Below are 18,015 nucleotides of genomic sequence, written 5' to 3' on the forward strand. Positions count from 1 at the left end.
GTTAAGCTCAAGGTTTGATTATATTTGTTAAAACACACAATATGGAAAGCGCTAAACTTCTAAAGGCGATTATTGAGACTGCAATTGATGGCATCATTACAATTGACGATAGGGGAAAGGTGGAGAGCTTAAATCCGGCAGCACAAAAACTCTTTGGTTACGAAATGGAAGAGGTGATCGGTAGAAACATTTCCATGTTGATGCCCGAACCAGATAAGAGCGGCCATGACGGGTACCTCAGCCGTTACCAGCATACTGGAGAGAAACGGATTATCGGCAAGGGAAGGGAAGTAAGAGGGCTGAGAAAAGACGGCACTACTTTTCCTTTCAGATTGGCAGTGAGCGAAGTTAAATACGATGAGCGTATAATTTACACGGGTTTCATACACGACCTTTCCAAAGAAAAAGAAGCAGAGCGCCGTTTAAAAGAATATGCTGCAGAACTTGAAGGGCTGGTAGAAGAGCGTACGAAATCTCTTAAAAAGTTGGTAAGCGCCCTATCGGAGGCTAAAGAAGAAGTGAGTTTATCGCTGATCAAAGAAAAAGAGCTTAACCAGATGAAGAGCCGCTTCGTCTCCATGGCTTCGCACGAGTTCCGTACTCCGCTTAGCTCTGTACAGCTATCTTCCGTTCTAATAGAAAAATATGCGGCACCATTTGAGAATGAAAACATTAAGAAACATGTTAACAAGATCAAAAGTGCAGTTGGTAACCTGACAACAATCTTAAACGACTTCTTATCATTGGAACGCTTAGAGGCCGGAAACGTTCAATCTAAGGCAGAATCCTTCGATCTGGTTCAACTTGCAGAAGAAATTACCGAAGAAATGCAAATGATCGCTAAAGAAGATCAAAATATCATCTATCAGCACACGGGAGTAGAACGGTTAGTAGATCTGGATCAAAACCTCCTGCGGAACTGCATGATTAATCTCATCTCAAATGCAATCAAATACTCGGGAGAGCATACTTTTATTGAATTCAACACGGAGATTCAGGATGCTACTTATATCATTACCGTGAGCGACAATGGAATCGGAATACCTGACCTCGACCAGAAAAACTTGTTTCAGCCTTTCTTTAGAGCCAACAACACCGGGAATATTCCAGGTACCGGGTTGGGCTTAAACATCGTGTTGAGGTATGCCCGACTAATGAACGGAACAGTAGACTTTTCGAGTGAGGTTAATAAAGGGGCAAGATTCACAATATCATTTAATAGACAACAATAGCAGGTATGGATAAGATCAGGGTTTTAATAATTGAAGATAATGATGATATCCGGGAGAGTACTGCGGAGATATTGGAGCTTGCGAATTACGCGGTTGTCCAGGCTGTAAACGGGAAGGAAGGAGTTGCCCGGGCGATCAGCGACTTACCAGATCTGATTCTTTGTGATATTATGATGCCTGAAATGGACGGCTACAGTGTATTGCATCTGCTGAGTAAAAAACCTGAAACTGCAGTCATTCCTTTCATCTTCCTAACCGCCCGGACTGAACGGCAAGACATGCGTAAAGGGATGGAAATGGGTGCCGATGACTATCTGACTAAGCCGTTTGACGATGTAGAATTGTTTAATGCCATTGAGATCAGATTAAAAAAGCACCAGAACCACAAGGTTATAAATAGTCCTTCGCTTGATCATCTAAGCAATTTGATAGGAAGTAAAAACGGTCTTGATGAGCTTAAGAGGCACATCGCTGAACGTAAAGTGCGACAAATTAAGAAGAGACAAGTGATCTATTATGAAGGAGACACTGCCAATGGCCTCTACTTGATCCTTTCAGGTAAAGTAAAGACTTTTAAAGTTGCACAAGATGGCCGTGAGCTGCTTACCGGCTTATATGGACCGGAAGAATATTTCGGAACCGCTGCGCTTTTAGCCGGAGAAAACTACATGGAGACTGCTGAGGCGGTAGAGAACACATCGCTTTGCCTTATTCCAAGAGATCTTATGGAGCTGCTACTGAACAAATATCCTGACGTTTCCGGACAATTCATAAAACTTCTCGCTAATAATGTGCTTCAGAACGAAGTGCAGCTTCTACAGTTGGCTTATCATTCCGTTAGAAAAAGGATGGCTGAAGTTATTTTGCGGCTAAAAGGGGATGAGGGAGAGAACAGTCAACTGTCCTTAAATGTATCAAGAGATAACCTTGCGTCTATGGCGGGTATTGCAACGGAAACGGTGAGCAGGATTTTGAGTGACTTCAAGGATGAGGGCTTGATCGAGCGCACGGGAAGTAAGATTGTTATTTTAGACTGCATCCGTTTAAGAAATATGAAAAACTGATGAAGATCACTGTTTGTCGGTGACAGACCTCATTGTTTGACTTTCTATTAGCCGCTACTTTTGACACTCAAATCATAAGTATGAGAGTTGTAGCCTATAGTATCACGTCCGCAGAAAAGGAACCCCTTGCGATCGCGAATCATAAGAAGCATGAGATTACGTTAATATCTAACGCTTTATCAATTGAAACCGTTTCCTTCGCTCAAGGCAAAGAGGCTGTGATCGTATTTACCAGCGATGAAGTATCGGCAAAGGTGATAGATAAGCTGGCAGATCTCGGTGTAAAGTATATTGCGTCTCGGTCTAATGACGTATCACATATCGATTCAGAGGCTGCGGGAATTAGAAACATAAAGATCGCCAATGTTCCGCAAATGGCTTTCGTAGGATTGTCTGAAGCAGATATTCCTTTGGCTTTGGCTACCGAGACCATAAACAACCTTGATAAGTGGCAAGGCAAGAGGTGTTTAGGCGATGCTTGTGTGTGCTCCAAAGCATGCGATTCAGCGGCCGCTAATTTAGGTGCTCATGAACATTGATCAGCTAATTGAGAAATACCGGGTTGCTGCACCCCGATATACCAGTTACCCAACCGTACCTTACTGGGAAGAAAGCACTTTTGATGAGCAGAAATGGAGTGCAACGTTGGTGAGTTCCTTCCAAAACTCGCCGGAGGGGTTGAGTCTGTACATCCATCTGCCTTTTTGCGAAAGTCTTTGTACGTACTGTGGATGCAATACTCGAATTACTAAGAACCACGGTGTCGAGATCCCTTACATCGAGGCGGTACTAAAAGAATGGTCTTTATATGTGACTAAGTTGAATTCGGTACCTGCAATCATGGAGATCCATCTCGGAGGAGGCACACCAACGTTTTTTAGTCCCCAGAACCTGGAAATGCTCATCTGCGGAATTCTTGAGCAGTCGGAACTTCTCCCGGAAGCTAAGTTTAGTTTTGAGGCTCATCCCGGCAATACGACTAAAGAACACTTAACGACGCTCTTCAATCTCGGTTTCCGAAGGCTTAGCCTAGGCATACAGGATTTTGATCTGGAGGTTCAAAAGATTATCAACAGGATTCAAACGGTTGAATCGGTAGAAAGTACGACTAATCTAGCCCGCGAAATTGGCTATCATTCTATCAACTATGATCTAATTTATGGTTTGCCCTTGCAAACCTTGAAAGGCTTGTCGGCAACCATTGAAGAAGTAATCCGGCTTAAGCCTGACCGCATTGCTTTTTATAGCTATGCGCATACGCCTTGGGTAAGACCTGGTCAGCGGAGGTACACTGAAGCGCATCTTCCAGATGCGGAGCTTAAAAAGAGCTTGTATGAAATGGGTAGGGGGATGCTAACCCGTGCTGGTTACCTCGAGATAGGCATGGATCATTTCACGTTACTCACAGACAGTTTATACCAGGCAGAGCAAGAGGGTAGATTACACCGTAATTTTATGGGATATACCGAGCAACCGAGTAAAATACTGATTGGATTGGGTGTCTCCGCGATCAGCGACTGCTGGACTGGCTTTGCGCAAAATGTGAAGACCGTGGAAGAATATGTCAAGATCGTTAACGAAGGAAGATTGCCTGTTTTTAAGGGACATATCTTAACTGCAACGGATCTGGTCATCCGTAAACATATCTTAGACATCATGTGTAAAGGAACTACGGAATGGTCGGCCGAGGAGATTTCTCCGGAACTAGCTACCGCTATTCAGCGCTTAGAAGCGCTTGCCGATGATGGCTTGGTACTGCTTTCCGATGAAAGTTTACAGGTTACCAGCCATGGTAAGCGGTTTCTAAGGAACATCTGCATGGCATTTGATGTCCGACTCTGGGATCGCAAATTCTCTGAACAACTGTTTAGCATGGCCGATTAAGGCTACATACATTCAACTGTCGTAGACATCGGGCGCTGGGGGCTTAAATAAGGAATATTCAATTCCAGCCCCCTCATGAAGAACCAAAGTCCTAAAAACAACATCATATAAGGTACAAATTTGTTTAATCGCTTCCGGAATGGCATCCCCGAAAAGCCTACAATCATGGTGGCCGCGAACATCAGCGGCGTAGTACCTGCACCAAACCAGAACATATAACTCATGCTTTCTTGAATAGTTGCCGTGTTAATCGCGCCAGCCAATGCCAGGTAGACGAAGCCGCAAGGTAGGATTCCGTTGATCATTCCGATGATCAAATGATTCGCTTTATGATTAAAGGCGTAATTAAACAAGTTGGTAATTGGCTTTAATAGAAATGTTGGATTTCCTTTCAACAAGTTCAGCTTTAGTATTTTAGATAGCGCCGCCGTCAGGATCAGTAAACCCGTGACTATGCTTACGCCTTGTTGAAAACCTGCCTGCCATATTTGCTTACCCAATAGGCCGACTAAGGCTCCTAAAAGCGTATAGGAGATAATTCGCCCCATTTGATAAAGGAGTTTATTCCAAATCATGCTCAGCCATCCCGGTTGACGAACTGGAACAGCAAATGCCAGAGGGCCGCACATGCCTATACAATGCAGCGATCCCAACAGGCCAATAAAAAAGGCTAAACGGTCAGCACTCATGGCAGGTAAATCTCCTCATCTTTTAAGTATTTAATTCCTTCCAGGTTCTCCCAGGAGGTGATCATGTGCCAACGGCCTTTAGCGAGTTTGCTGATGTTTAAATTAAGCTTACCTGTTTTTGTTAGGAAACGAACGGTTGTATCAGCCGACTTGCTGTCGTTTCTGGTTAGTTTCACTTGTCCTTTCACAGCCGTTTTAAAGATAATGCTGATGCTTGTTGCATCGATATTGACATCGGGACTAGCCTGGTCTTTACCGACCTGAGTTTTAGCGGCATATTCGTCATCATAGTTGAGGCCCTTCTCATAGTAATTTGTTTCTACCAGGGCATCGCTATCGCTTCTAATCATAAGTATGCCTAGAACAACAATAAAGGCCATAAATAAAAGCATTCCTATTATTAATTTAGTTCCCCAGTTCATATCTTAAAGTTTTGGTGGTGCAATAAAAGTTGTTTCAAAGCGATCAAGGACCTTTCCGTTAGATAGAATCCTAAAGCCTACCGACGTTTTATATTTGGCAATGCCTGTTTGTGGCAGCACAAGAAAGAAGGTTGTTTTAGTTCTTCCTCCGTACACAATACTATCCGGTTTTTCGATGTATTGAATCTTCGCAGATTTGCTATCTGGTACAATAGTAAAGCTGATGGTACTATTGGTTTTATTCACCATTTCTGCAGTATACAGATTGCTTACAGTTCCGTCGCGGTCGTTTAGCTGATACAATGTCCCACTTGCCCGATGGATGTTATTTTTAACTGGAGATCTTGTAAATAATAAGAATAAGAGAATGAATACCAGCGAGAGTAAAACGCCGGTGTAACCGTAAATCTTCGTGCTGACTTTAAAAGAAGAGTTGGTTTTTATTTCCGTCTCAGATTTAAAGCCAATAAGCCGGGAGGGCCGGTTGATCTTCTCCATAACCATATCGCAGGCGTCGATACAAGCGGTGCAATTCACACACTCCATTTGCGTACCGTTGCGGATGTCGATTCCTGTTGGACAGACCTGCACACATAAATTACAGTCGATACAATCTCCATGGTTACGCTCTACTCCCTTTTTAATCTTCTCTCTAGGCTCTCCGCGTACATAATCATAGGCGACCAGAATACTCTGGTTGTCTAACAGCACACCTTGTAGTCGGCCATATGGGCAGGCAACCGTACACACGAGTTCCCGCATTCTGGAAAATACAAGATAGAACAACAGCGAAAATATCCCTATAGAAACGAAGCCAGACAGATGAGCATTTACCGGCTCGCTGATAATGGTAATGAGCGAATCTGAGCCAATCACGTAAGCAAGAAAGGTATTGGCAATAAGAAATGAAATGACTAGAAACAAGGTATGCTTTGATGCCTTTTTAAAGAATTTGTTGGCCGTTAAGGGACCATTGTCGAGCTTTTGTTGTTGGTTTCTGTCACCTTCTATCCAGTTTTCAATTCTCCGAAATACCATTTCGAGGAATATGGTCTGCGGACAAACCCAGCCACAGAATACCCTTCCAAATACGACAGTAAACAACACAATAAACACGATGAAGGTAAGCAGCGCAAGTACAAACAAGTAGAAGTCTTGCGGCCAGAACACCAGGCCAAAGAACACGAACTTTCTTTCTAATACATTTAACAAGATCATTTGCTCGCCGTTTACTTTAACAAAAGGCGCTGAAAACAACACAGCTAATAAGAAGTAGCTAAGCAGCGCCCTGTATTTGTACAGCTTTCCCTTAATTATTTTAGGGTAGATCCATGTTCTTTTAGGCTGTGGCATTGTCTATAGTTTTTTTCCTTGCGGTGCTTTCGCTCCGGCTGGATTACTTCCCTGCAGAGACAAAATGTAGTTTGCCATTGCAGCAATTTGCTTTGGTCTCATTGTTTTCTCCCAGGCAATCATTCCCTTATCCGGAACCCCATATTTAATGGTTTTAAAGATGTCTTTAACAGTACCACCATGGAGCCAGTATTCGTCGGTTAAGTTTGGTCCAACTATTCCTTCCGCATGTTGTCCATGACATGGGGTACAGGCGTTCGTAAATAGTATAGCTGCGTCTGCAAATTGTGCTTTGTCTTTTGAGACGGTGACGTTGTTTTCATTGATTTGGTTAGCTGCATTTCCGGGCTTCATCAGCATCGCTGTTTTAGCTTCTTCAGCTTGTTGAACTTCGATCACATATTCTTCATCCTGCAACTTGCCGTAATTGAAAACGTGATAGTTAAGCAGATAGCCAATTGCGATGAGGATACTTCCGTAGAAGAGTACCATAAACCAGGCAGGAGTGGGGTTGTCTAACTCTTCAATGCCATCAAAGGTATGCTCCATCACCAGCTCCTTTTCTTGATCAATAGGCTTCAGACTCATTATCTTCAGCCAAAGAGAAGGTTTGGGTGGTTTGGCAGATTCAATCTGTTCAAGCTCTAACGCCCTAACTTTTTTCTCTTCTGCAGTTGAAAAGCGGATTGGACTTAACGCTTCCTGTGCATAAACCTTGATAATCCTTAGTACCAGTAAGGATACTAAAAAGAGCAGGACTGCGGTAAGCAGCAACAAGCAAATAAATATATCAGTCATTGCCATTGTCGTCGTCGTTAAGAGGGAGTGAACTCATATAATCTATCTCGTCTTTTTTCATGAAGATGAGCAACAGACCTACCAATAAGAAAAACAGCATAAATATGCCTAGAGAGGTGATTAGATATACCTGGCTATCTGTGACCTGTGTTAAAAATTGCTTAAACATAGCGTTCTATTTAGTTCTAATGTCTATTCCGAGACGTTGGATGTATGCGATAATGGCGATGATCTCCCTGTCACTTTGTACCCTCAGGTTACCTTGTTTTAAGTCTGCAGCAATTGCTGCGGCCTGCTCTTGCAAATCTGCATTTGCCTGATGCTCATAGCCTTCTTCATAAGGGACTCCGAGTGTGCGCATCGCATTTATTTTAGAGATGGTTGTGGTGGTATCCAGCTTCTGATTGATCAACCATTCATATGGAGGCATAATGCTGCCCGGCGACATGGTTTGTGGATCAAGCAAGTGGTTGAAATGCCATGCATTTGAATACTTGCCGCCTTCCCTTGCCAGGTCAGGTCCTGTACGTTTCGATCCCCAAAGGAAAGGGTGATCATACACAAACTCACCTGCTTTGCTGTATTCGCCATAGCGCTCAGTCTCAGAACGGAACGGCCTGATCATTTGCGAATGACAGTTTACACAACCCTCTCTGATATAAAGGTCACGACCTTGCAACTCTAATGGAGAATAAGGTTTGACTGTGCTTATAGTAGGAATATTAGATTTGATCGTGAAAGTCGGCATCATCTCTATCATACCACCAATCAGAATCACCACGAGAGAAATCACCATGAATAACAAGGGTTTTCTTTCCAAAAAGCGGTGCATTTTCTTATCTGTACCCTGTGGTGTATAGTTTACAGGAAGTGCAGGCGCTTCAGCGGGTTCATCGGCCACTAGTTTGCCTTGATTAACCGTTTTAATTAAGTTATAAGTCATTACCAATACACCTGCCAGGTACATTGCTCCACCAGCAGCCCTCAGGATGTACATTGGAATAATCTGTAGTACCGTTTCCAGGAAGTTAGGGTATTTAAGAAGCCCTTCTTCTGTGAACTCTTTCCACATCAGACCTTGAGTAAATCCGGCAAAATACAATGGAACGGCATAAAAAATCATTCCCAGCGTACCTATCCAAAAATGGAAGGATGCTAGTTTTTTAGAGTATAAATCCGTTTTGTAGATTCGGGGGATCAACCAGTAAAGAACACCAAACGTTAAGAAGCCATTCCAACCCAATGCACCAACATGCACGTGAGCTACTATCCAATCGGTATAATGTGCGATGGCATTGATCTGTTTCAGCGCAAGCATCGGCCCTTCGAAAGTTGCCATACCGTAAGCGGTTAGTGCAACTACCATGAATTTAAGTGTTGGTTCTTCTCTTACTTTATCCCAGGCGCCTCTTAAAGTGAGTAAGCCATTGATCATACCTCCCCAGCTTGGTGCAATCAGCATGATCGAGAAAGCCACGCCTAATGATTGTGCCCATGAGGGCAATGAAGTGTATAACAAATGGTGAGGACCAGCCCAGATATAGATGAAAATGAGCGACCAAAAATGGAGGATACTTAGCTTGTAGGAGTACACAGGCCTGTTTGCCATTTTAGGAAGGAAGTAATACATCATTCCCAGGTAAGGCGTGGTGAGGAAAAACGCTACGGCGTTGTGGCCATACCACCATTGCACCAAGGCATCCTGAACGCCTGCATACAGGTAATAACTTTTAAATGCAGAAATTGGTAACTGGAAGGAGTTAACGATGTGAAGAACGGCCACTGTGACGAATGTGGCAATGTAGAACCAGATCGCTACGTACATGTGCTGTTCTCTTCGCTTGATAATGGTTCCAAACATATTGATACCGAACACAACCCATATCAGGGTGATGGCAATGTCAATTGGCCACTCCAGCTCTGCATATTCATGTGAAGAAGTCAGGCCTAGTGGAAGCGTGATCACTGCGGATACGATGATCAACTGCCATCCCCAGAAGTGGATCTTGCTCAACACATCACTAAACATTCTTGCCCTGAGCAAGCGTTGCAAGGAGTAATATACCCCCATAAAAATTGCATTACCTACGAAGGCGAAGATCACCGCGTTGGTGTGTAATGGGCGGATCCGGCCGAAAGTAGTGTATTGAGAACCCAGATTAGCTGCGGGCTTGATTAGCTGCAGGGCGATCAGTAGTCCCACCGTCATGCCTATTATGCCCCAAACTATGGTGGCAATTGCAAAGTTTCTGACGGTCTTATTGTCGTAGTAAAATTTTTCAGTCATTGGTTTGGTCTTTTATTTCATCGTCAAATAAGATTCGTACTGCGGGGGTATAGGTATCGTCGTTCTGCCCGCTCTTAACTGCCCAAAAGAAGGCGGCTAGAAAGATTAGAGCCAGGAGGATACTGCAACCGATTAAAACGAAGATCATGTTCATATAAGTTTGTTTTTATGCGCATATGCACGCGCGGCAATCGTGGTGAATAGTATAATGGTGATGGTACTTAGCGGCATTAGTATTGCGGCAATAAGCGGTGATAAGATGCCCTGAACGGCGAAGTACAAGCCGGTCACGTTATAGGTTAGGGAGATGGCAAAGGAAAAGTAGATCACCTTTACGCCGTCTTTTGCAAGTTGTATAAACTGAGGGATCTTATGGAAATTCTTGCCATCAAGAATGGCATCACAGCTTGGAGAGAAATTGTTAATGTTATCTGTTACGGCGATACCAAGATCGCTTTGTTTCAAGGCGCCAGAATCATTTAGTCCGTCGCCGATCATTGCAACTTTATTTCCTTTGGCTTGAAGCGCTAAAATGTAGTCCAGTTTATTCTGTGGTGACTGGTTGAAGTGTAACGATGCGGAATCTTTAAAGAAGGGGACCAGTGCATTTGACTCCCGGTTGCTGTCTCCCGATAGGAGATAGGTAGTTGCCCATCTGGTTAATTTGGAAATCACTTCCTTAAACCCTGTTCTCCATTGCTGTTTGATTAAGAAATAACCGAGATACTGATCGTTGATCAGGATGTGAATGGTACTGTTGTCTGGCGAGTTTTTCAGTGGAAGACCAAGGAATGCAGAACTTCCCAATTTTACAATATTTCCGTTGATCGTTCCACTGATACCTCTGCCAATCTTTTCTATATAATTCTCGACCCCATACTTCAGCGGTCTATTTAGGTATCTACTTAACTCCCTGCTTAGCGGATGCCCTGAATTGCGGGCGAGATCACCTACGAGTTGCTTTTCTGCGTCATCAATATTGCCTACAAACGATAAGCCCTGGGCCTGAGGATTGGTAATAGTCCCTGTCTTGTCGAATACGAACGTGTTTATCCTTGCCAATTGCTCTACAATGGCAGTGTTTTTTAAGTAGAAGCCATTCTTGTCAAATACGCTTACCACTGCGGCAAGGGTAAAAGGAGAACTGAGCGCCAAAGCACATGGACAGGCGATAATGAGTACTGCAGTAAATGAGGCGAGTGCTTTTTCACCATCGCTGAACGACCAGTAAAGCGCGGCTCCGAAAGCTATACTCAGTAGGACAATGCTGAAGTAACGGCTAGCCGTATCACTAAAAGTTTTTATAGGGTTTTTAGGTGCCTGAAATGCTTCGTTATTCCATAACTGTGTGAGGTAGCTTTGGGCTACCGGCTTGATCACTTCCATTTCGAGTACGCCCCCAAGCTGGCGACCGCCAGCATAGATGATCTCTCCATAAACCTTTTTCACGGGAAGGGACTCACCAGTTACAAAACTAAAGTCGATCTCCGCAGCTCCATTCAGGAGGATCGCATCTGCAGGAATTATTTCCTGACTCCTGATTAGAATGCGATCACCTCTTTTCAGTTCCGCTAAAGGAATAGTCTGCTCGATGTCTTTGTTGATTGTTGTTACTGCAACCGGAAAATAAGACCTGTAGTCCCGTTCAAAAGAGATATGATGGAAGGTTCTTTGTTGCATCCACTTACCAATGAGCAGAAAGAAAACCAGTCCGCATAAGGTGTCCACGAAACCGGGTCCTGTTTGAAGCAGGATTTCATAGACCGACCGGATGAACATTACAGCGATGCCTAGGGCCAAAGGGAAATCAAGGTTTAGCCTTTTAGCTTTGAGGTTGGTGTAGGCAGATTTGAAGTAATCGGTACCACTGTATAATACGATTGGTACCGCAAATGCGAGGTTCAGCCAGCCGAAGAAACTTTTAAAGTTATTTTCAAATTCACCCAGACCAAAGTAGTCGGGAAAACTAAGTAACATTACGTTTCCGAAGCAGAAGCCGGCCACCGCTATTTTAGTGATTAGTGTACGTTCTGGATTGGTGTTTTGGTTTTCTTTTACGACATCCTGGAGGCTGATCGTAGGTGCATAACCAATGGAACTTAGCGTTTGAAAGATCTCCTTAAGAGAAGCATCCTTGTTTTTAAAGGTGATGACATCCTGCTTTTTAAGGAAGTCTACCCTGGATCCAGAAATGGCAGGGTTTAGCTGATGTAGGTTTTCAAGAAGCCAGATGCAGGAACTGCAGTGGATAGAAGGAATGTAGAGGGTGATGACAGTTACCCTTTCGTCCTGATAGTCGACGAGTTGGTTGGCGATGCTTACTACATCCAGGTAATCAAAGTTGACTTGTTCCTTATTTTGAGTCTGACCTGGAACGTCATTGTAAACGTAGTAGCTTGAAAGCTGATGTTTTTGGAGAACCTGATAAACTGTTTGGCAGCCCAGGCAACAGAAACCTTTATCGTCTGCCTGATAAACATTAGAAGCAATGTCTTCACCACAGTGAAAACATTGCGCCCTTGTTATGATTTCTGTTTCATTTAACATACCCATTTCTATAGCCCAAAAGTGGGTAGAAAGAGGTAGTTATGAAATGATTTGAGTTACCTCAAATAGTGACCGCGGTCACGCTTATTTACTATTTCATCGGACTTGCGGCAACCCCTTCGAAAGTGATTTTGATAGGTTTGATTAAGCCATTTTCATCAAATTCCATCTTATCGATGCAGGTAACACGGTGGTTGCCATTGGTTTCTTCAAGTGGTCTGCGGTGATACACCATGTAATATTCACCCGTTTTTGGGTTTTTGAGTACAGAGTTGTGTCCTGCACCTCTTGCGATTTTAGGGTCTTGTTGTAAGATTCTATCAATACGTTTGAATGGACCTAATGGAGAATCAGCTATGGCGTATGCAACGGAATAGTTTGGGCCAGTCCATCCGCCTTCAGACCACATAAAATAGTATTTTCCGTTCCTTATAAACATGAAAGCACCTTCCACATAGCCTTTAGGTGTTACTTCTTTGTAAGTGGTTCCATCAGGAAATGGAACGACACTTTTGAAGTCGTCGCTTAATTTCACGACGTTACAGTGTGACCAACCGCCATAGAAAAGATAGTATTGTCCGTCTTTGTCTTTGAAGACGTATTGATCGATAGGCTGTGCGCCATTATGAAAGGCGTCGATCAGTGGTTTGCCGATATGGTCTTTAAACGGACCACTTGGTTTTTTGGAAACCGCCACGCCTATACCGCCGAGTTCTTTATTGTTTTGAATATCATTAGCTCCAAAAAACAAGTAGTATTTATTGCCCTTTTTCGTTATTGAAGGCGCCCACATGGCTTTATTAGCCCATTTAACATTGTCCTTACTTAAAATATTCGGGTGTTTTGTCCAGGTAACCAAGTCTTTTGAACTGAAAGCATCCATGAAAATCTGCTCTTCATATTTTGCGGAAAAGGTGGGATATATCCAGTATTCTTTTCCAAATATTGCACCTTCGGGATCAGCATACCAGCCCGGAAATATAGGGTTGCCGGAAGTTTTCTTATCTGCTGGTTTTTGTGCAAAACCTGTTAAGGTTAGCGACGCAATGCAGAAGGTTAAGATTGTTTTTTTCATTGTATGTGTTTATTAGGTGTTAGGGCACTATTGTCAAATTCGAAGTTATCATTTTATTTAATTAATTTATAAAGGGAGTGAGAAAACGCAATAACAGTTCGGCTTAGATGTTTCCTAATGGACTGAAATTGCCGACAGCATAGGAAACATTCTTAAGAAATGAAATGTTGATCCAAATAAGAAGCATCGTATAAACCAACTCATCTTAAAAATGGTAACACAAGATTTCGATAACACTGCATATAAGCAGATCGGTGAGCCCGCAAACCGGATCGAGGGCGTATTGAAAGTTACGGGCAGTGCTAAGTATGCTGCAGAATACCTAATAAGTGGCATGTCATATGGTGTTTTCATCACAAGTCCAGTTGCAAATGGATCAATCCGTTCAATACTAACCAGGAAAGCAAAAAGAGCTGCTGGCGTTATAGAGGTAATGAGTCATTTAAACCGACCGGAGGTGCCTGGGTATAATAAACCAGTTGATCAGACGAAGACGAGATACTACGGACAGGAATATCGCTTGTTCTATGATGAAAAAATATACCATCATAATCAGCCGGTTGCTTTAGTCATTGCTGAAACGTTGGAGCAGGCAACCTACGCTGCTACATTGGTAGAGGTTGATTATATTAAGGAGCCACACAAAACAAATTTGCTGGAAAATTTAGCTTTCAGAACTACCCCACATCGTTCTTCGGACTCTCTACGCGGTGATGCAAATGCGTGGGAGAACGCAGAGGTAAAAATCGACCAGGAATACCATACGCCTATCCAAGTGCACAACAGTATGGAGCCTCATGCAACAACCGCCCACTGGCTTCCTTCGGGTAAGTTGTTGATTTTTAACAAAACCCAGTTCGTACAGTCTACTAAAGATGCATTTGTCAATTACTTTAATTTAGCTAATGATAAGGTTGAAGTACATTCACCATTTGTAGGTGGTGCCTTTGGCAGTGCATCCAGGGTGTGGCCGCATGAAATGGCTGCTGTCCTTGGAGCGAAAAAAGTTGGCAGGCCAGTGAAAGTTGCACTGGAAAGAGAACAGGTTTTTAATATGGTCGGCTATAGGCCTTATGCTGTTCAGCGGTTTAGTATAGGCGCTAAAAAAACTGGAGAAATCATAGGGATAAAACATGAAGCGGTTGGAATGACATCTACCTATGAGGAATTCGTAGAGCGCATAACTGATCCAACAAAATCAATGTACCGCTGTGCTAATTTGGAAACACGGTATCAACTTATTCCCTTAGATGTAAGTACGCCTACCCATACCCGTGGACCAGGTGAAACTACCGGGTCTTTTGCGCTGGAATCTGCCGTTGATGAGCTCGCGTATGCATTAAAAATGGATCCTGTTGTGTTACGGCTGAAAAACTTTGCCGAAAGAGACTTTGAAAAGAATATTCCCTGGACCAGTAATCACTTAAAAGAATGCTATAAAGAGGGTGCGGTTTTATTCGGTTGGGAAAAAAGAAACCCAGAGCCTGGTTCTATGACTTCTGGAGGTCATTTACTGGGAATGGGAATGAGTGCCGGAATTTATAAATCTACTCGGGAGCCGGCGACCGCTAGTGCGCAGATTAATGCGGATGGAACCTTTATTATTAAAACATCTGTAGCCGATACTGGCCCAGGATCAGCAACAGTTTTAGCTCAGATTGCTGCTCAAAGATTGGATACAACGGTTACTAACATTTATTTCCAATGGGGAAACTCAAATCTCCCGCCAGCGCCTGGACAATTTGGGTCGCATACTACGGCTTCAGTTGGATCTGCTATTCATGATGCTTGCCTGGCGTTGAAAGATCGCTTAATTGACTTGAGTATTTCAAGCGAAAATTCCAAGTTTAAAGGACGCTTGAGAAATGATCTGACTGCAGTTGGAGGATTTGTAAAGGTGAAAAATGGTCAAGAAAAAATATCTTTTACAGATGTACTTAAAGTAAATCGGTTAAGCGAATTGGTCGTTACCAAAGAATCAAAAGCTGGGACAGAAGAAAAGACACATTCTGGAAAATCCTTTTGCGTTAATTTCGTGGAGGTTTTAGTTAAGCCATTAACTGGTACTGTGAAGGTTAACAGGGTAGTTACTGTAGTGGATTGTGGAAGGGTTATTAATTCCAAAACAGCGGAAAGTCAGGTATTTGGATCTATTGTTTGGGGAATTGGAGTGGCACTAATGGAAGAAGGTATTATTGACCATCGTACTGGAGGATTTGTAAATAATAGCCTTGAAAACTATCATGTACCCGTTTGCGCTGACGTACCTAATATAAAAGTAAAGTTCATTGACAAAGATGATTGGGTATTAGATCCCATCGGAGCAAAAGGATTAGGCGAAATCGGGATGATTGGATTTTCTGCTGCCATTGCCAATGCGGTATTTCATGCCACTGGTAAAAGAATCAGGCATCTTCCAATCACTGTTGATAAATTAATTTAAGACATATTGCGATCGGGAGAAGTGAATAGATGTGAGTGTAGCAAGTTTAACGACATTGACGGTTGCTAATTGTATCCATTACCAATATCTTTATTTGATAAAGATTTTCATAATGTCTATTGTTACCCGACTCTTCATTTTATCTGTTATTTTATTACCGGCATTCAGTAGTAACAGCAAGCCAATTTTTCTAGATAAGACTCCTTCTAAAGGGAAACATATTGTATGGGATCAACAAACACTTCGTAAAGTGTCTTCCTCTGAAGGGGAAAAGCATAGTGGTTATGGTCGCATTATCCAGCTGCATAATAAATCGTTGATTTGCGTTTACGAATCTTCCGGTAGCACAGTCATGGTTAAGAGCAATGACCTCGGCTCAACATGGTCTCCAGCAACTACCGTAGCTGCCCGCTACGATGGGATAAGTAAGGCTGTTCCAGACATAATCCAACTAAGAAACGGTAGGTTAATCATTTTTTACAACCCAAGACCTGGGCAAAAGTCGCCGGAAAAGAAGTTTGGCATCAGGTGCAAAATGAGTGATGATAATGGTAAGACCTGGTCTGTAGAACAAGTCCTTTATGACGCCGACTGGCAGTTCGAAAATGGATGCTGGGAGCCTTCTGCAGTGCAGCTTCCTAGCGGCGAGACTCAGGTGTTTTTTGCTAATGAATCTGATTATAGGAACTCGAACGAGCAAAATATTTCAATGTTGCGGTCGGTGGATAACGGCGAAACCTGGACGAAAAATAGAGAAATTATTAGCTTCCGTAAAGGGTCAAGAGATGGCATGCCGGCACCAATACTGCTAAAAAACAATAAGGAGGTAGCTTTTGCGATAGAGGACAATGGTTATGAGAATTTTAAGCCTTATATCATACGGAACAGTTTACAAAACAATTGGTCAAGGGTGGTCAGTGCTGAAAGTAAAAATCGTGAATATGCTTTAATAGAACAGATCGATAAAAGAATTTATGCGGGGGCGCCCTACCTGAGGCAACTACGAAGTGGCGAGACGATACTTTCCTATCAGGGAACCGAAGGAAGAATCAATAAGATGGAAAATGCTGATATGAAGGTTGTGGTCGGCAATGGCCAGGCGCGGAACTTCGGAGCCAAATCAGTGCCGTTCGTTATACCCGCCGACAAATCGTGCTTATGGAATAGTCTTGCAGTGTTGGAAGATGATACGATCATCGCGGTTGCAAGTACGAATGCTTTCTCGGACAGAAGCGAAATCTGGATGATCAAAGGCCATTTGGTTTCCGTTGAAGATAGTCTAGACGTTAAAAAACCTTTACTGATGGCAGATCCTACGATCTTTTTAGACAAAGGGACCTTTTATCTTTATGGTACAAGTAGTGACAAAGGTTTCCAGGCTTATCTATCTAAAGATCTTAAAAATTGGTCTGCACCTAAAGATATTAGGGAATCGATTGTACTTCGAAAAGGTGAGGCCTTTGGCAGTAAGGGCTTTTGGGCTCCACAAGTATTTAAACATAAGGGACTGTATTACATGGCTTATACCGCTGATGAGCAGATTGCAATTGCGACGAGCGCCAGTCCGCTTGGGCCGTTTCAACAAACGGTTTTGAAGTCACTTTCCAGTACTGTCAAACAGATAGATCCCTTTGTTTATTTTGATGCCAGTGGCAAAGTGTACTTGTACCATGTTAAATTGCAGAATGGCAACAGGATCTTTGTGACGGAGATGAAGCCAGATCTTTCAGATGTAATCCCGGGGACGGAAAAGGAATGTATAGTTGGAACGGAGCTTTGGGAGAACACGGAGAAAACCAGTTGGCCAGTAACCGAAGGACCTACGGTAGTTAAGCATCAAAATCTTTATTATCTAATCTACTCTGCAAATGACTTTAGAAGTAAGGACTATGCAGTAGGCTATGCAACTTCGAATTCTCCATTGGGACCTTGGAAAAAGTATTCCGGAAATCCGATAATTTCCCGTAAGATGCTTGGATTGAATGGAAGCGGGCACGGGGATTTATTTGTAGATAAGGCGGGCAGGTTGCAGTATGTATTACATGTGCACAACTCCAATACCAAGGTCTCACCACGTGTGACAGGTTTGATTGGGATTAAATTTGCCAAAGCAGCAGGCGGAGCCGACATCCTTGTAGCTGATTCTAAAAGTTTTAAATTGCTGAAACTGAACTGATCAAGCGCTTTGTAGATGTTGTTGAAATCAACTGTTGCTACTTAC

The 18,015-nt window shown here is 43.0% G+C and carries 15 protein-coding genes; 6 read left to right on the forward strand and 9 right to left on the reverse strand.

The annotated features are described in order from the left end of the window. Positions 1–41: 41 nt before the first annotated feature. The 4 genes from WKF66_RS11615 (at position 42) to hemN (ending at position 4,180) form a co-directional block, all read left to right on the forward strand. A complete protein-coding gene (locus tag WKF66_RS11615) occupies positions 42–1,232 on the forward strand; it encodes a PAS domain-containing sensor histidine kinase (protein ID WP_489674619.1) in 1,191 nt (396 codons plus the stop codon). Between the two features lie 5 nt (positions 1,233–1,237). After that, entirely contained in the window at positions 1,238–2,296 is a 1,059-nt protein-coding gene (locus WKF66_RS11620; protein WP_489674620.1) for a response regulator, read from the forward strand. An 80-nt stretch (positions 2,297–2,376) separates the two neighbouring features. After that, entirely contained in the window at positions 2,377–2,835 is a 459-nt protein-coding gene (locus WKF66_RS11625; RefSeq protein ID WP_489674621.1) for a lactate dehydrogenase, read from the forward strand. Next, the gene (hemN, locus tag WKF66_RS11630) at positions 2,825–4,180 is read left to right on the forward strand and encodes an oxygen-independent coproporphyrinogen III oxidase (RefSeq protein WP_489674622.1); all 1,356 of its coding nucleotides are present in this window, start codon (positions 2,825–2,827) and stop codon (positions 4,178–4,180) included. Before WKF66_RS11625 ends, hemN begins: the two co-directional genes overlap by 11 nt. Positions 4,181–4,182: 2 nt before the next feature. Here the strand turns inward: hemN and WKF66_RS11635 are convergent, their stop codons facing one another. The 9 genes from WKF66_RS11635 to WKF66_RS11675 form a co-directional block, all read right to left on the reverse strand. Next, complete coding sequence (locus tag WKF66_RS11635) at positions 4,183–4,869, reverse strand: sulfite exporter TauE/SafE family protein (RefSeq protein WP_489674623.1); 687 nt, start codon at positions 4,867–4,869, stop codon at positions 4,183–4,185. Further along, a complete protein-coding gene (locus WKF66_RS11640; RefSeq protein ID WP_489674624.1) occupies positions 4,866–5,291 on the reverse strand; it encodes a FixH family protein in 426 nt (141 codons plus the stop codon). Before WKF66_RS11640 ends, WKF66_RS11635 begins: the two co-directional genes overlap by 4 nt. A 3-nt stretch (positions 5,292–5,294) precedes the next feature. Further along, on the reverse strand, positions 5,295–6,644 hold the full coding sequence (ccoG, locus tag WKF66_RS11645; protein ID WP_489674625.1) for a cytochrome c oxidase accessory protein CcoG: 1,350 nt from the start codon (positions 6,642–6,644) through the stop codon (positions 5,295–5,297). 3 nt (positions 6,645–6,647) lie between these two features. Beyond that, positions 6,648–7,442 (reverse strand): cbb3-type cytochrome c oxidase N-terminal domain-containing protein, encoded by a 795-nt coding sequence (locus WKF66_RS11650; protein WP_489674626.1) that lies wholly within the window; start codon positions 7,440–7,442, stop codon positions 6,648–6,650. Then, positions 7,435–7,611 (reverse strand): hypothetical protein, encoded by a 177-nt coding sequence (locus WKF66_RS11655; RefSeq protein ID WP_489674627.1) that lies wholly within the window; start codon positions 7,609–7,611, stop codon positions 7,435–7,437. The genes WKF66_RS11650 and WKF66_RS11655 overlap by 8 nt, the downstream gene beginning before the upstream one ends. Before the next feature lie 6 nt (positions 7,612–7,617). Next, positions 7,618–9,729 (reverse strand): cytochrome-c oxidase, cbb3-type subunit I, encoded by a 2,112-nt coding sequence (ccoN, locus tag WKF66_RS11660; protein WP_489674628.1) that lies wholly within the window; start codon positions 9,727–9,729, stop codon positions 7,618–7,620. Beyond that, positions 9,722–9,883: a cbb3-type cytochrome oxidase assembly protein CcoS gene (gene ccoS / locus WKF66_RS11665; protein WP_489674629.1), complete on the reverse strand. Its 162-nt coding sequence runs from the start codon at positions 9,881–9,883 to the stop codon at positions 9,722–9,724. Before ccoS ends, ccoN begins: the two co-directional genes overlap by 8 nt. Further along, on the reverse strand, positions 9,880–12,276 hold the full coding sequence (locus tag WKF66_RS11670; protein ID WP_489674630.1) for a heavy metal translocating P-type ATPase: 2,397 nt from the start codon (positions 12,274–12,276) through the stop codon (positions 9,880–9,882). Before WKF66_RS11670 ends, ccoS begins: the two co-directional genes overlap by 4 nt. 91 nt (positions 12,277–12,367) lie before the next feature. Further along, complete coding sequence (locus tag WKF66_RS11675) at positions 12,368–13,351, reverse strand: glycoside hydrolase family 43 protein (RefSeq protein WP_489674631.1); 984 nt, start codon at positions 13,349–13,351, stop codon at positions 12,368–12,370. 211 nt (positions 13,352–13,562) lie between these two features. Between WKF66_RS11675 and WKF66_RS11680 the strand changes: the two genes are divergently transcribed. Together WKF66_RS11680 and WKF66_RS11685 are read left to right on the forward strand one after the other, a co-directional pair. Continuing rightward, positions 13,563–15,794, forward strand: coding sequence for a xanthine dehydrogenase family protein molybdopterin-binding subunit (locus WKF66_RS11680; RefSeq protein ID WP_489674632.1), 2,232 nt, complete (start codon positions 13,563–13,565; stop codon positions 15,792–15,794). 112 nt (positions 15,795–15,906) lie between these two features. After that, positions 15,907–17,970, forward strand: a complete 2,064-nt coding sequence (locus WKF66_RS11685) for a family 43 glycosylhydrolase (protein WP_489674633.1) — start codon at positions 15,907–15,909, stop codon at positions 17,968–17,970. Positions 17,971–18,015 lie beyond the last annotated feature (45 nt).

It is taken from the genome of Pedobacter sp. (assembly GCF_037719805.1).
Taxonomy (GTDB): domain Bacteria; phylum Bacteroidota; class Bacteroidia; order Sphingobacteriales; family Sphingobacteriaceae; genus Pedobacter.

Bases quoted from the DNA above. Each gene is read 5' to 3' on its own strand.
- WKF66_RS11620 (WP_489674620.1), top strand. From the start codon at position 1,238: ATGGATAAGATCAGGGTTTTAATAATTGAAGATAATGATGATATCCGG.
- ccoS (WP_489674629.1), bottom strand. From the start codon at position 9,883: ATGAACATGATCTTCGTTTTAATCGGTTGCAGTATCCTCCTGGCTCTA.
- hemN (WP_489674622.1), top strand. From the start codon at position 2,825: ATGAACATTGATCAGCTAATTGAGAAATACCGGGTTGCTGCACCCCGA.
- WKF66_RS11640 (WP_489674624.1), bottom strand. From the start codon at position 5,291: ATGAACTGGGGAACTAAATTAATAATAGGAATGCTTTTATTTATGGCC.
- WKF66_RS11625 (WP_489674621.1), top strand. From the start codon at position 2,377: ATGAGAGTTGTAGCCTATAGTATCACGTCCGCAGAAAAGGAACCCCTT.
- WKF66_RS11650 (WP_489674626.1), bottom strand. From the start codon at position 7,442: ATGACTGATATATTTATTTGCTTGTTGCTGCTTACCGCAGTCCTGCTC.
- ccoG (WP_489674625.1), bottom strand. From the start codon at position 6,644: ATGCCACAGCCTAAAAGAACATGGATCTACCCTAAAATAATTAAGGGA.
- ccoN (WP_489674628.1), bottom strand. From the start codon at position 9,729: ATGACTGAAAAATTTTACTACGACAATAAGACCGTCAGAAACTTTGCA.
- WKF66_RS11615 (WP_489674619.1), top strand. From the start codon at position 42: ATGGAAAGCGCTAAACTTCTAAAGGCGATTATTGAGACTGCAATTGAT.
- WKF66_RS11680 (WP_489674632.1), top strand. From the start codon at position 13,563: ATGGTAACACAAGATTTCGATAACACTGCATATAAGCAGATCGGTGAG.
- WKF66_RS11670 (WP_489674630.1), bottom strand. From the start codon at position 12,276: ATGTTAAATGAAACAGAAATCATAACAAGGGCGCAATGTTTTCACTGT.
- WKF66_RS11685 (WP_489674633.1), top strand. From the start codon at position 15,907: ATGTCTATTGTTACCCGACTCTTCATTTTATCTGTTATTTTATTACCG.
- WKF66_RS11655 (WP_489674627.1), bottom strand. From the start codon at position 7,611: ATGTTTAAGCAATTTTTAACACAGGTCACAGATAGCCAGGTATATCTA.
- WKF66_RS11675 (WP_489674631.1), bottom strand. From the start codon at position 13,351: ATGAAAAAAACAATCTTAACCTTCTGCATTGCGTCGCTAACCTTAACA.
- WKF66_RS11635 (WP_489674623.1), bottom strand. From the start codon at position 4,869: ATGAGTGCTGACCGTTTAGCCTTTTTTATTGGCCTGTTGGGATCGCTG.